Annotated in this window: 12 protein-coding genes and 1 tRNA gene; 8 read left to right on the top strand and 5 right to left on the bottom strand. The window is 66.1% G+C overall.

From position 1 onward, the window contains the following. Positions 1–24 precede the first annotated feature (24 nt). From LT948_RS17680 to LT948_RS17670, 3 genes are all read right to left on the bottom strand, one after another. Positions 25–1,239: an RtcB family protein gene (locus LT948_RS17680; RefSeq protein WP_003119410.1), complete on the bottom strand. Its 1,215-nt coding sequence runs from the start codon at positions 1,237–1,239 to the stop codon at positions 25–27. A gap of 55 nt (positions 1,240–1,294) precedes the next feature. Continuing rightward, on the bottom strand, positions 1,295–2,440 hold the full coding sequence (locus LT948_RS17675) for a slipin family protein (RefSeq protein WP_003116273.1): 1,146 nt from the start codon (positions 2,438–2,440) through the stop codon (positions 1,295–1,297). A gap of 271 nt (positions 2,441–2,711) precedes the next feature. Then, positions 2,712–2,785 (bottom strand) — tRNA-Arg (locus LT948_RS17670). A 314-nt stretch (positions 2,786–3,099) separates the two neighbouring features. On the opposite strand from LT948_RS17670, the gene rtcR reads away from it, so the two are divergent. Both rtcR and LT948_RS17660 read left to right on the top strand, forming a co-directional pair. Beyond that, positions 3,100–4,695 (top strand): RNA repair transcriptional activator RtcR, encoded by a 1,596-nt coding sequence (gene rtcR, locus LT948_RS17665; RefSeq protein ID WP_033941717.1) that lies wholly within the window; start codon positions 3,100–3,102, stop codon positions 4,693–4,695. 55 nt (positions 4,696–4,750) lie between these two features. Then, positions 4,751–5,305 carry an NADAR family protein gene (locus LT948_RS17660; protein WP_004352744.1) on the top strand — a complete coding sequence of 185 codons (555 nt, stop codon included), beginning with the start codon at positions 4,751–4,753 and terminating at the stop codon, positions 5,303–5,305. Here the strand turns inward: LT948_RS17660 and LT948_RS17655 are convergent. Together LT948_RS17655 and LT948_RS17650 are read right to left on the bottom strand one after the other, a co-directional pair. Beyond that, the gene (locus LT948_RS17655) at positions 5,299–7,155 is read right to left on the bottom strand and encodes an Lnb N-terminal periplasmic domain-containing protein (RefSeq protein ID WP_003094784.1); all 1,857 of its coding nucleotides are present in this window, start codon (positions 7,153–7,155) and stop codon (positions 5,299–5,301) included. The genes LT948_RS17660 and LT948_RS17655 overlap by 7 nt on opposite strands. Positions 7,156–7,213: 58 nt before the next feature. Then, positions 7,214–7,702 (bottom strand): DUF3015 domain-containing protein, encoded by a 489-nt coding sequence (locus tag LT948_RS17650; RefSeq protein ID WP_003094783.1) that lies wholly within the window; start codon positions 7,700–7,702, stop codon positions 7,214–7,216. A gap of 234 nt (positions 7,703–7,936) precedes the next feature. On the opposite strand from LT948_RS17650, the gene LT948_RS17645 reads away from it, so the two are divergent. The 6 genes from LT948_RS17645 (at position 7,937) to LT948_RS17620 (ending at position 13,233) form a co-directional block, all read left to right on the top strand. Continuing rightward, positions 7,937–8,263: a TraR/DksA family transcriptional regulator gene (locus LT948_RS17645; RefSeq protein ID WP_003116271.1), complete on the top strand. Its 327-nt coding sequence runs from the start codon at positions 7,937–7,939 to the stop codon at positions 8,261–8,263. A 98-nt stretch (positions 8,264–8,361) separates the two neighbouring features. Further along, the gene (locus LT948_RS17640; protein WP_003094777.1) at positions 8,362–10,815 is read left to right on the top strand and encodes a Lon protease family protein; all 2,454 of its coding nucleotides are present in this window, start codon (positions 8,362–8,364) and stop codon (positions 10,813–10,815) included. A gap of 150 nt (positions 10,816–10,965) precedes the next feature. Beyond that, positions 10,966–11,307 (top strand): PA4575 family protein, encoded by a 342-nt coding sequence (locus LT948_RS17635; RefSeq protein ID WP_003094775.1) that lies wholly within the window; start codon positions 10,966–10,968, stop codon positions 11,305–11,307. Between the two features lie 173 nt (positions 11,308–11,480). Then, a complete protein-coding gene (locus LT948_RS17630; protein WP_003111135.1) occupies positions 11,481–11,969 on the top strand; it encodes a TIGR00645 family protein in 489 nt (162 codons plus the stop codon). Between the two features lie 256 nt (positions 11,970–12,225). Continuing rightward, positions 12,226–12,531 carry a DUF6482 family protein gene (locus tag LT948_RS17625; RefSeq protein ID WP_003105116.1) on the top strand — a complete coding sequence of 102 codons (306 nt, stop codon included), beginning with the start codon at positions 12,226–12,228 and terminating at the stop codon, positions 12,529–12,531. An 84-nt stretch (positions 12,532–12,615) separates the two neighbouring features. Beyond that, positions 12,616–13,233 (top strand): FKBP-type peptidyl-prolyl cis-trans isomerase, encoded by a 618-nt coding sequence (locus tag LT948_RS17620; protein ID WP_003094769.1) that lies wholly within the window; start codon positions 12,616–12,618, stop codon positions 13,231–13,233. Positions 13,234–13,267 lie beyond the last annotated feature (34 nt).

Genomic DNA, 13,267 nt, shown 5'->3' with positions numbered 1-13,267 from the left:
CCAGCGGGCGCCACAGGGCGCCCGTCATCCTTTCACGCACACCACCTGACGCAGGGTGTGCAGCACTTCCACCAGCTCGCGCTGGGCTTCCATGACCCGGTCGATGTCCTTGTAGGCCATCGGGATCTCGTCGATCACGTCGGCGTCCTTGCGGCATTCGACGTGGGCGGTGGCGCGCGCCTGGTCGGCGACGCTGAAGACCTTCTTCGCCTTGGTCCGGCTCATGGTCCGCCCGGCGCCGTGGCTGCACGAGCAGAACGCTTCCTGGTTGCCGAGGCCGCGGACGATGAAGCTCTTCGCCCCCATCGAGCCGGGAATGATGCCGAGCTGGCCCTTCTGCGCGGACACCGCGCCTTTGCGGGTGACCAGTACCTCCTGGCCGAAGTGGCGCTCCTTCTGCACGTAGTTGTGGTGGCAATCGACCGCCTCCAGGTTGGCTTCGAACGGCTTGCGGATCACCTGGCGCGCCGCCTCGATTACCGCGTGCATCATCAGCGCGCGGTTCTGCCGGGCGAAATCCTGGGCCCAGCCGACCGCTTCCACGTAGTCGTCGAAGTGCCGGCTGCCTTCCTCGAAGTAGGCCAGGTCCTTGTCCGGCAGGTTGGCGATGTGCTGGCGCATGTCCGCCTTGGCCAGTTCGATGAACAGGTTGCCGATGGCGTTGCCGACCCCGCGCGAACCGCTGTGCAGCATGAACCAGACGCGGTCGGCCTCGTCCAGGCAGACCTCGATGAAGTGGTTGCCGGTGCCGAGGGTTCCCAGGTGCTGGCGGTTGTTGGTCTTCTCCAGCCTCGGGTGCTTGTCGGTGATCGCCTTGAAGCGACCGGCGAGCGCCTTCCAGGCCTGGTCGGCGGCCTCCGGTACCTCGTGCCAGGCGCCGCGGTCGCGGCGGCCGAAGGTCTTGCCGTGGGGTACCGCCTGCTCGATAGCGCTGCGCAGGCCGTGCAGGTTGTCCGGCAGGTCGGCGGCGACCAGCGAGGTGCGCGCGGCGATCATTCCGCAGCCGATATCCACGCCCACCGCGGCCGGGATGATCGCGCCGAGGGTAGGGATCACGCTACCGATGGTCGAGCCCTTGCCCAGGTGTACGTCAGGCATCACCGCCAGGTGCTTGAAGATGAAGGGCATCTTCGCCGTGTTCAGCAACTGCTGGCGCGCTTCCTCCTCCACCGGGACGCCCTGGGTCCAGAGCTTGATCGGCTTGCCGCCGGCCACTTCGAGGATATTCATGTCTTTCATCGTGCTTTCCTTGTGCTCCGCGCCGTCTTGTCGACGGCGCGGCTATCGTTCGTGATCAGGCCTGCTTCAGCGTGACCAGTCCGTTCAATACCTGGTCCAAGCCACCGAATACCGAAATCCGGTCGATGCGCTCGGCCACCCGCTCCAGGGTTTCCAATTCCTTCAGACGCAGCGCGGTCGGGTTTTCCTCCATGACCTTCGCGGTATTCAGCAGCGAGCGGGTCGCCGAGGTTTCCTCGCGGCGGCGGATCACATTGGCCTGGGCCGCCTTCTCCGCCTCCACCACCTGCGCCAGCAGGGTCTTCATTTCGCCCGGGAGGATGATGTCGCGCACGCCCAGGCCGCTCACTTCCAGGCCGCTGTCTTCCAGCTTGGCGGCCAGGTGGGCGCTGACCGCTTCGTCGATCGACTGCTTGTTCTCCAGCAGTTCGTCGAGGGTACGGGTGCCCACTGCCGCCCGCAGGCCGAACTGCAGTTCGCGGTACAGGTACTCCAGCGGCTTGCTCAGCCGCGAGAAGGCGGTGAGTACGTCGTTGTAGCGCCAGTTGGCGGCGAGGTTCAGGCGCAGGCTGACCTTGTCGCGGGTAAGGATCTCCTGGCCGCTGACCTCCAGCGCCTGGATACGGGTGTCGACCAGTTCCACGCTGACTTGCCGGTTGTAGCGCCAGAAACCGTATTGTCCGGCTTGCAGCAGGCCGGCAAGGGCGCCGTCGACCTTGAGCACGCCGACCTGGAACGCCGGCACCTGGACCAGCAACACTGCGTCCAGGCCCGCCAGGGCCCGGCCGCGCAGGTTCGGCTGGTGCAACTGGGCGACCAGCGCGGCAGACAATCGATAGTCCTGGGTCAGGTCGATGCGCTCCAGGCGCTGCTCGGTCTGGCCTTTCCAGTACAGTCGGCGGCTGCCCGGTGCGAGCAGCTCCACCAGCACGCCGTCCTCGTAGCGCAGGCCGGCCTCGTTGTCGCCCAGGTCCATCCGGGTGAAATAGCGCTCCACCAGTTGCGGTTCGCTCTGCCGCAGGTAGCCGGCCAGGCGGTGTTCGAACTGCGGGGTGTTCAGGCTGAAGCTTTCCAGGCTCAGGCGGTCGTACGGATCGAAGCGGCGGTAGGTGCCCGGTTCGAGCACGGCGAGGAAGTCGCCTTCGGAGTACAGCAGGCCGCGTTCGTTCTTCTTCACGATAAAGCGCTTCAGCATTTTCATCTCTTCATTCCTTTCATTCTTCCGTGGTGCCGGTGTTGCCGGCCCGTCGAGCGTCGCGGGTGGAGCGCGGAGGAGGTTGGCCTGGCGGACGTCCTGTCCATGCGATCGATTCCCTCGATCCCCGGCCTGCCTTGCCCCGTGCCCGAACCGCGGGCCGGACGGGCCGGCGGCGGCTTCGGCTCCCTTGCGTTGTCCGGCCTTCCTGGCCGCTTGCGCAGTTCGCCTCGGCCACACCGGCGGGTGTTGCCATTGAGTGATTGCCGTTAAGGCAACGTTCGAGCGGGAGTCGAACCCGCGACAGACCATTTCGTGGATGGTTGCTCTACCAGGCTGAGCTATCGAACCGCGAAGCGGCATTGCCGTCATTCGCGAATGACCGTCGTTGTTGCGGGCGGCATGCACGACGCCGACACCAGGGGTGGGCTCGGGCACCGGCGGGACTGGAGTCCCGACCCGTCGGCCTGCATGGGCGATGCGGTCGAGATGGATATAGCGAGCGGCGTGCCAGGTTTTTATCGATGAGACTGTTTATTGATTAACTATTTGATTTTAAAGGTGAATAAATTTTTTATCGCGATTCGTCGGCGAATTCGATGGAGAGATGCCTGGCTATTTCTATATATTTTCATATCGATCTTTATCTTGAAGGATAAGCAGTGATGAAACGCACGGTCGCCATCGGCTTCATCGGCGCCACCCTCGACCGTCTCGGCAAGGGCGCGGCGCGCTGGCAAAAGTGGCGGCCGAGCATCGGCCTGTGCCAGCAGCCGGACCTGCTGATCGACCGCCTCGAACTGATCCACGGCAACGACGCCCGCGACCTCGGCCTGGCCGAGCGGATTCGCGCCGACATCGCCGCGGTGTCGCCGCATACCGAGGTCCGCCTGCAGCAGATGGAACTGCGCAACCCCTGGGACTTCGAGGAGGTCTATGGCGCCCTGCACGATTTCGTCAGCGCCTACCCCTTCGACACCGAGCGCGAGGACTACCTGGTGCATATCACCACCGGGACCCATGTCGCGCAGATCTGCTGGTTCCTCCTTACCGAGGCGCGCTACCTGCCGGCCCGGCTGGTGCAGACCTCGCCGTCGCGGCGCAAGGACGAGGCGCGCCATCCCGAGGGCTCGGCGACGCTGATCGACCTCGACCTGTCCCGCTACGACCGCATCGCCTCGCGGTTCCGCCGCGAACAGGAGGAAAGCCTGGCTTTGCTCAAGTCGGGAATCGCCACGCGCAATGCCGCTTTCAACCGCTCCATCGAGCAGATCGAGCGGGTCGCCGTGCGTTCGCGGGCACCCATGCTGCTGGTGGGGCCGACCGGTGCCGGCAAATCGTTCCTCGCCCGGCGCATCTATGAACTCAAGCGCAGCCGGCACCAGCTCGACGGGCGTTTCGTCGAGGTCAACTGCGCCACCTTGCGCGGCGACGGCGCGATGTCGGCACTGTTCGGTCACGTCAAGGGCGCCTTCACCGGCGCGCAGAATGCGCGCGAAGGCCTGCTGCGCGCAGCCGACGGTGGCATGCTGTTCCTCGACGAGATCGGCGAGCTGGGCGCCGACGAACAGGCGATGCTGCTCAAGGCTATCGAAGAGAAGCGCTTCTTCCCGCTGGGTTCGGACCGTGAGGTGGAGAGCGACTTCCAGCTTATCGCCGGGACCCACCGCGACTTGCGCGGACGAGTGGCCGAAGGCCTGTTCCGCGAGGACCTGTTCGCCCGCATCAACCTTTGGACCTTCGAGCTGCCGGGCCTGGCTGGACGCCGCGAGGACATCGAGCCGAACATCGACTTCGAACTGGAGCGGCACGCCCGCGAGCAAGGGCGGCAGGTGCGTTTCAACCTGGAGGCCAAGCGTCGCTACCTGGCCTTCGCCGGTTCCAGCGAAGCGCGCTGGGCCGGCAACTTCCGCGAGCTGTCGGCTTCCATCACACGGATGGCGACCCTGGCCGACAGCGGGCGGATCGACGAGGCGCTGGTCGAGGAGGAGATCCTCCGCCTGCGCCAGGCCTGGGGGCTCGATGCGGGCCGGGAGCCACTGGCCGATCTGCTGGGGCAGCGGGTGGAGGTCCTGGATCTGTTCGACCGCCTGCAACTGCAGGCGGTGCTGGAGGTGTGCCGCGGGGCTAAGACCCTTTCCGAGGCGGGACGCCGGCTGTTTGCCGTTTCGCGCCAGGACAAGCGCAACCCCAACGACGCCGACCGGCTGCGCAAGTACCTGGCGCGTTTCGGCCTGGACTGGGCGCAGATACGCGCCTGAACACCACTTCGGGATATCCTTGGCGTCTTTTCACGGGCTCCAGGGACGAATGCCGATGAGCGAGATAATGGACGTCGAGCGGCTGCGCCAGCGCTGCGCGGCCGGCGAAAGCTTCAAATACCTGTATTTCTGGGGACATCGCCCGGCGACGGATGACAAGGTCGGCAAGAGCTGTTTCAGCCAGTGGTACGAGGCTTCGTTCAAGCTCGACGGGGTGCGCTACGCCAGCGCCGAGCATTACATGATGGCGGCCAAGGCACGCTTGTTCGACGACCCTAGGTTGCTCGAGCGCATCCTGGCGGCGCGCAGCCCAGGCGAGGCGAAGGCCCTCGGCCGCGAAGTCGCCGGCTTCGACGAGGCACGCTGGAACGCCGAGCGGGTGGGAATCGTGATCGAAGGCAACCTCGGCAAGTTCGGCCAGAACGCTTCGCTGAAGAAATACCTTCTGGGCACCGCCGACCGGGTGCTGGTCGAGGCCAGCCCGGTGGACGCGATCTGGGGCATCGGCCTGGCCGCGAGCGATCCCCTGGCAGCCGAGCCGGCGACCTGGCAAGGCCTCAACCTGCTCGGCTTCGCCCTGATGGAGGTGCGCCGGAGGCTGGCTCAGTAGTAGTACCAGCGCAGCTCCAGCTTCACCTCGTTGATCGGCTTGCCGACATGGCTGAACTCGCGTTCGGCGCTCAGGCGCAGGCCGAGGTCGCGGCCCAGCTCGACCTGCTGGACGAAGCCCAGGCTGCGGCGCACTTCACCGTTGTGGAAGTAGTCGCCCTTGGCCTCCAGGGTCAGGTTGCCCAGCGGGTTGCGCCACAGCAAGCCGCTGTCGAAGCCCACGGCCGGGGCGATGGCGGCGGCGAAGTCCCTGTTGTTCTCGATCCGCGCGGTGCCCATGGCGTAGAGCAGCAGGTCGTCGCCGAACATCCAGCTGCCGCCGGCGCCGCCGTTGAGGTGGCTGACCAGGTTTTCGTCGCCGTCCTCGCCCGGCACCCGCTCCAGGCCGCCGGCGACCTGCCAGGACAGCGGCTTGAGCAACTGGTTGCGCGGGGTCAGCGAGCGGATGGTGACCAGGTCGAGATTCTGCAACTGCCAGCGGTTGCCTTCGTACTGGCGCAGCTTGAGCTGGCCGATCTCGATCTGCGCGCCGAGGGGGAAGCCATAGGCGTTATCGGCGAGGTCATGGTAGGCCATGCGCAGGCCGTACTCGGCGAAGGCGCGGTCATCGCGGCTGCCGACGCCGAACTGCCAGGTCCGTGACTCGTGGCCGTCTTCCGGCTGGCCGGGGCGCTCGACCTGGAGGTCCGGCGGCGGGTTGCGGTTGATCGCACGCAACAGGTTGTAGCTGCGCGAGGCGATGCCGCTGTCACGCGCCTGACCGGTGGCGCGGTAGCGCACCAGGCGGAAGGCGGCGTCCTGGATCAGCGCCTGGCGCGGCATCGGCAGGGCCTTGAAGTCGGGAGCGTCGAGCAGGCTGTCGTCGTCCGCCAGGCGCTTGGCCCAGTCGCGCTCGGCATGGTCGAGCGGTTCGGCGCGGGCGAGCAGTTCCTTCTCGCGCGACGGCCGGTAGTCGATGCGCTCGATCAGCCCGGCGTTCTTCACCGCGCGCACGGTGTCGGTGGGGATCGCGGTAAGCGGGAACTGCTCGGTCAGCTCGATGCCCGGGCGGGCGATCTCCATCAGTTCGAGCAGGCGGAACGAACAGTTCTCGTCGAAGAAGTAGTAGTCGAAGCGGACCTGCTTGAGTTCCCAGACGTGTTCGACCATGCGCCCGGTCTCCTCGGGCGTGAGGTTCAGCTTGTATTCCCAGAGATCGCGGTTCTCCAGGCGGCTGTATTCGGCCAGCTTCTCCCGGTACGGGACCAGCGCGAACAGGCCGGGATAGCCGCCCATCAGGCCTTTCCAGGCATAGAGGATGCTGTTGTCCATGCCTTCGATGTAGGCGCCGAAGTTCAGCGCGTAGCTGAGCAGGGCAGTGTTGTTGCTGGTGACGTCGGCCTGGTCGATGCGCAGCAGGGTGTGGCCGAACATCGACGACGGGCTGTTCAGGTAGGCCGCGGGGAACACCAGCACCGCGCTGTGCGGGTTGATGTCGCGGTACCAGTTGTCGTATTCGCCGCACTGCGGCTGCGGCAGGTCGTCGAGTTGCAGTTGCTGGCGCAGCCAGCGGGTGCGCGCCGGGTAGACGCACTGGGCATGCTTGTCGCCAAGGCTGGGCGAGGCATAGAGCGCCTTTAGCGTGGCCGCCAGTTCGGCGTCCGGGTGGCTCTCGCCGTTGTCGGCGAGGAAGAACCGCTCGTCGTCGACGTAGCTGCGCCAACCGCCGAGCTTGCCGCGTTCGTAGTGGCCGAGGGCGATCCAGTAGGGATCGGCGGCCAGTTGCTGGAGGCGGGCCTCGGGAACCGTGGGCGCAGCCAGAAGGGGGGAGCAGGCGCACAGCGCCATCCAGGGCAACAGGCGTTTCGGCATCGGCAAGGCTTAATGCTTGGGGAAAGGGGCCTGCCCGCGAACGGGCAGGCGGCGAGGCTCAGGCCTGCTCGGCGTACTTGGCCAGGCGGGCGTCCTGTTTCAGGATCGCCTGGGTGTTGGCATAGACGTCGGCGGCGGTGGCGTCGGACTTGTTGAAGATCTCGGAGAAATGCTCGTGGGTGACGGCGGCGAAGTGCTCGCGGTCCTGCGGTTGCACGCCCAGCACCACGGCATAGGTGGTCAGCGCTTCGCCATTGCCCTTGGCCATGTCTTCGGACAGCTCGTCCATCATGCTGCCGAGCACCAGCAGGGGCTTGCCGCCATAGGACAGCGCGCCGTTGGTATGGCAGCCGTTGGTGCCGGTGGTCATGCCGAAGGTGTTGTTGCCGGAAGTGCCGTTGGTGGTCGCCGCGACCACGTGGGTGGCCACGCCGCGCTGGCCTTTGAAGAGCATGTTGCCCCAGCCGCAGCCGGCGCCGCCGGGAGCGTCGGCGAAAGCGTTGAAGGAGGCGGCGGCGAACAGGGTACCGAGCAGAATCCGTTTCATCGTTTGTTCTCTCTTGAGGTGGATCGGAGCCATCTGGAGCGGGCCAGCGACGCCGTGAGCTTTTCGGAATGCCACTGGGGTGTCAAGGCACCGAATGGGTGGCAGCGCGCAATGCCGGGCGAAAATTGACCGGCGTCAGCGGCAATCCGCTTGGAACCGTCCAGACTTGGGAAAGTTCTGGTCGGTCTGAGCGAAACCGGCCTTGGTCAGCCGTTCCTCATGCAGGAGGTGGATATGAGCGCTTTCGACCCCGCTACCGCCCTGGAAACCCTGGCGACCGAGTACGCGGCACGCGCCGCGGCGATCCGTCGGGACCTGGCGCGCAGCCATTCGCCGGACTTCGCCGAGCAGGCGGTGCAGCGCCAGAACGACGAAGTGCTCGAAGGCCTGCTCGCCGAGGCGGAGGCGGGGATGCGTCAGGTCGGCCTGGCCCGCCTGCGCCTGGCGGAAGGTCGCTACGGCTACTGCGAGCGCTGCGGCGAGGCCATCGAACCGGCGCGCCTGGCCGCCCTGCCTGCGGCGGAATACTGCCTGCGCTGCGCCGACCTGGTACATCGGTGAGATAGCGCCATCCGCGCCTTGTCAGTGGCGCGAGGCTGGGGGGAGAATGCGGGCGACGACACCCCGCGGCGATCTGCCGCCCGATGCAAGGATTCCCGATGCCCGATTCCGTCGCTGCCGGCCTGCGCCTGGCGCCAGAAGAACTGACCCGCCCGTTCGCTCCCGAGCAATTCGCCTTCGACACCACCGATGACCTGGAGCCCTTCCGCGGCGTGCTGGGCCAGGAGCGTGCGGTCGAGGCGCTGCAGTTCGGTGTGGCGATGCCGCGTCCGGGTTACAACGTATTCGTCATGGGCGAGCCGGGGACCGGACGCTTCTCCTTCGTCAAACGCTATCTGCAAGCCGAGGGCAAGCGCGTCGCCACGCCCTCCGACTGGGTCTACCTGAACAATTTCGACGAGCCGCGCGAACCTCGGGTGATCGAGCTGCCGCCGGGCAGCGCGACCGAATTCAGCGCCGACATCGACCGTCTGATCGACAACCTGATGTCGACCTTCCCGGCGGTCTTCGAGCATCCGGCCTACCAGCAGAAGAAGAACGCCGTCGACCGCGCTTTCAACCAGCGCTACGACCGCGCCCTGGACTCGGTGGAGCGGCGCGCCCTGGAGAAGGACGTGGCGCTGTACCGCGACAGCGCCAACGTCGCCTTCACCCCGATGAAGGACGGCAAGGCCCTCGACGAGGCCGAATTCGCCCAGTTGCCCGAAGCCGAGCGCGAGCGTTTCCACAAGGATATCGCCGCCCTCGAGGAGTACCTCAACGAGGAACTGGCGAGCCTGCCGCAGTGGAAGCGCGAGTCGAGCAACCAGTTGCGCGAGCTCAACGAGGAAACCATCACCCTGGCCCTGCAGCCCCTGCTGGCGCCTCTGGTGGAGAAGTACAACAACAACCCGGGCGTCTGCGCCTACCTGCAGGCGATGCAACTGAACCTGCTGAAGACCGTGGTCGACCAACTGGTCGACGACAGCCGCACCGACGCCCAGCGCAAGCAAGGGCTGATCGAGCAGTACGCGCCGAACCAGGCCATCGTCCACCACGCGACCAGCGGCGCGCCGGTGGTGTTCGAGTCGCACCCGACCTACGACAACCTGTTCGGCCGCATCGAGTACAGCTCGGACCAGGGGGCGCTCTACACCAGCTACCGGCAGTTGCGTCCGGGGGCGCTGCACCGGGCCAACGGCGGCTTCCTGATCCTGGAAGCGGAAAAGATGCTTGGCGAGCCGTTCGTCTGGGACGCGCTCAAGCGTGCCCTGCAGTCGCGCCAGTTGAAGATGGAGTCGCCGCTGGCCGAACTCGGCCGCCTGGCTGCGGTTTCCCTGACCCCCCAGGTGATCCCGCTGCAACTGAAGGTGATCATCATCGGCTCGCGGCAGATCTACTACACCCTGCAGGACCTCGATCCGGACTTCCAGGAGATGTTCCGGGTGCTGGTGGACTTCGACGAGGACATCCCGCTGGGCGAGGACAGCCTCGAACAGTTCGCACAGTTGCTCAAGACGCGCACCTCGGAAGAGGGCATGGCGCCCCTCAGCGGCGCGGCGGTGGCGCGACTGGCGACCTACAGCGCGCGCCTGGCCGAGCACCAGGGGCGGCTTTCGGCACGGATCGGCGATCTGTTCCAGTTGGTCAGCGAAGCCGATTTCATCCGTCAGCTGGCGAACGAGGAGGTGATCCAGCTCGGCCACATCGAGCGTGCCCTCAAGGCCAAGCAGACCCGCACCGGACGGGTGTCGGCGCGGATCCTCGACGACATGCTGGCGGGGATCATCCTGATCGACACCGCTGGCGCCGCGGTCGGCAAGTGCAACGGACTGACCGTGCTGGAGGTGGGCGACTCGGTGTTCGGCGTGCCGGCGCGGATTTCCGCGACCGTCTATCCGGGCAGCAGCGGCATCGTCGATATCGAGCGCGAAGTCAACCTCGGCCAGCCGATCCACTCCAAGGGCGTGATGATCCTTACCGGCTACCTGGGTAGCCGCTACGCCCAGGAGTTCCCCCTGGAAATCTCCGCCAGCATCGCCCTGGAACAATCCTACGGCTACGTGGACGGCGACAGCGCCTCGCTGGGCGAGGTCTGCACGCTGATCTCGGCACTGTCGCGGACGCCCTTGAAGCAGTGCTTCGCCATTACCGGCTCGATCAACCAGTTCGGCGAGGTTCAGGCGGTCGGCGGCGTCAACGAGAAGATCGAGGGCTTCTTCCGCCTCTGCGAAGCGCGCGGCTTGACCGGCGAGCAGGGCGTGATCATCCCGCGCGCCAACGTCACCACCCTGATGCTCGACGAGCGCGTATTGCAGGCGGTGCGCGCCGGGCAGTTCCACGTCTACGCGGTGCGCGAGGTGGACGAGGCGCTGGCGCTGCTGGTGGGCAAGCCGGTCGGTGCCCAGGACGAGAAGGGACGCTTCCCGAAAGGCAGCGTGAACGATCTGGTCGTGGCGCGCTTGCAGGAGATATCCGAACTCGGCATGGAAGAGGACGACAAGGAAAAGGACAAGCCGGCGGAGAAAGAGACCGTCGCGGCGAAGGACAAGGCCGCGGCGAAGAAGGACTGAGTCCGGCGCGTTGCCGGAACCTGCCGAGGGCGGGGCTGGAAAGCCCCGCCCTCGTGCGTTTCAGCCCTGTGGACAAGTTCCCGCCGGCGCTATGCGGAACCTGGCGGCAGGTGTAGGCTCAAAACTGGGAACCCCCGTGAGGATGCCGCCATGCCGCGTAACCTCTGCCTCATCCGCCCTTGTCTGGGGCTGACCACGCGAATCGAATGCGTGGTCAGGCCGCTGGCCGGAGAGAACGGACTCTGGACCCTGCTTTGCGCCGCCGGCATGTCCGGCTCCCAGCCTTCGGCGATCAAGGCCCAGGGCCCCTTCCACGGACCGCTGGTGGCCGAAGGGGTGTTGCAGGCGATTGCCGACTGCCTGGCCCAGCAAGGCTATATCGAAGCCGTCGACCCGCCGATCTGGCGCCTGCACCTGCAGGGCGAACTGCGCCGACTCAATGGCGAACGACGGCCGCATGTCGGCGACTACCTGTTTCGCCCGGAATCCTGAGCGGCGCCTGGGCAAAGCCTGAGCAATCCGGCCAAGGCCCCGTGCCATCATCGCTGGCGGGATCCATCCCGGCTCGGTGCACATATTTATCCACAGATTTTCTGGATAAAAACCGCCGGCCGCTGCGTTATACTCGCCGCCCCATTTCCCCCTGCACATACACACAAGAGACCATGGAACGCTTTTTCGAAAACGCCATGTACGCCTCGCGCTGGCTGCTGGCTCCCATCTACATGGGCCTGTCGCTGGCGCTGCTGGCGCTGACCATCAAGTTCTTCCAGGAAATATTCCACGTCATCCCGAACATCTTCGCGATGGCCGAGGCCGACCTGATCCTGGTCCTGCTCTCGCTGATCGACATGGCTCTGGTCGGCGGCCTGCTGGTCATGGTGATGATCTCCGGCTACGAGAACTTCGTTTCGCAGCTGGACATCGACGAAGGCAAGGAAAAGCTCAACTGGCTGGGCAAGATGGATTCCGGCTCGCTGAAGAACAAGGTGGCCGCCTCCATCGTGGCGATCTCTTCGATCCACCTGTTGCGCATCTTCATGGACGCGAAGAATGTGCCGGACAACAAGCTGATGTGGTACGTGATCATCCACATGACCTTCGTGCTCTCGGCGTTCGCCATGGGCTACCTGGATAAGCAGACCCGTCACTGACGACCCTCTCCAGTGTTTCGCTCGCGCCGCCCGGCCGTTGTAAAACGGACGGGCGGCGGCGTTTCCGGCTTGCGTTGCCTGTCGCCTGGGCAAGACTTTCCTGTGATATCGGGCGGACGCCGGGAGCGGGCGTCCTTCGCATCGTCGGGGCCTGGCGGCCGGACGATGCCGGGAATCGGGCCGGCGCTGTCGGGACCGAGGCGGTTGGCGGAAACCTGGAGGCTTCCGCTGCCTGCGCAACCTCGAGAGGTTCGCGATGAACATGCAGGATCTCGCCGGCCGGGTCCAGGCCGGACATATCGACGCCTTGCACCTGGTGTCGCTGGAGGGCGGCATCTATGTCCTGGAGGCGCAGATGGGCGACCGCGCCTATCCGGTGGAGGACGATCTCGGCCAGCCGGTCAGCCTGCGCTCCGTGGAGCATGCGCGCCAGGTACTGCGCGGGCTGGACAGGGTTCCGGTGGAGTTGGTGTGCGCCGATGTCGATGACGAGATGTGTGGCCTCCTGGCCGAGTCGGGTTCGTTTATCGGCGGGCTGCCGCTGTCGATCCGCCAGGGTTGAGCACAAGCGGCTGCGCCGGTAGGGGGGAAGGGCCTTCTGTGCTAGGCTGGCCGCCCTTTTTCGACCCCACAGCGGAGCAGCGCCATGAGCGAACTCAACCTGACCACTGACGAAGCCCGTGTCAGCTACGGCATCGGCCGTCAACTGGGCGACCAACTGCGCGAGAATCCGGTTCCAGGCATGACCCTGGACGCAGTCCTGGCCGGCCTGTCCGATGCGTTCGCAGGTATCGACAGCCGGGTTTCCGGCGAGGCGCTGTCGGCCAGCTTCCAGGTGATCCGCGAACGCATGCAGGCCGAAGCCCAGGCCAAGGCCGAAGCCGCCGCTGGCGAAGGCCGCGCCTACCTGGCCGAGAACGCCAAGCGCGAAGGCGTGACCGTGCTGCCGTCGGGCCTGCAATTCGAAGTGCTGAGTACTGGCGAGGGCGCCAAGCCTTCCCGCGAGGATACCGTGCGCACCCACTACCACGGCACCCTGATCGACGGCACCGTATTCGACAGCTCCTACCAGCGCGGCCAGCCGGCCGAGTTCCCGGTGGGCGGCGTGATCGCCGGCTGGGTCGAAGCGCTGCAACTGATGAACGCCGGCTCCAAGTGGCGCCTGCACGTACCGAGCGAACTGGCCTATGGCGGCCAGGCGGTCGGCAGCATTCCTCCGCACAGCGTGCTGGTGTTCGACGTCGAACTGCTGGAAATCCTCTGAGGCGCATCGGCCCCAGGAAGGAGTGAAACGCCCC

The organism is Pseudomonas sp. CP-1, assembly GCF_021213715.1.
Classification (GTDB): Bacteria; Pseudomonadota; Gammaproteobacteria; order Pseudomonadales; family Pseudomonadaceae; genus Pseudomonas; species Pseudomonas aeruginosa.
Note: the sequence above shows the minus strand (reverse complement) of the source record. Positions and strands in the feature narration are given on the sequence as shown.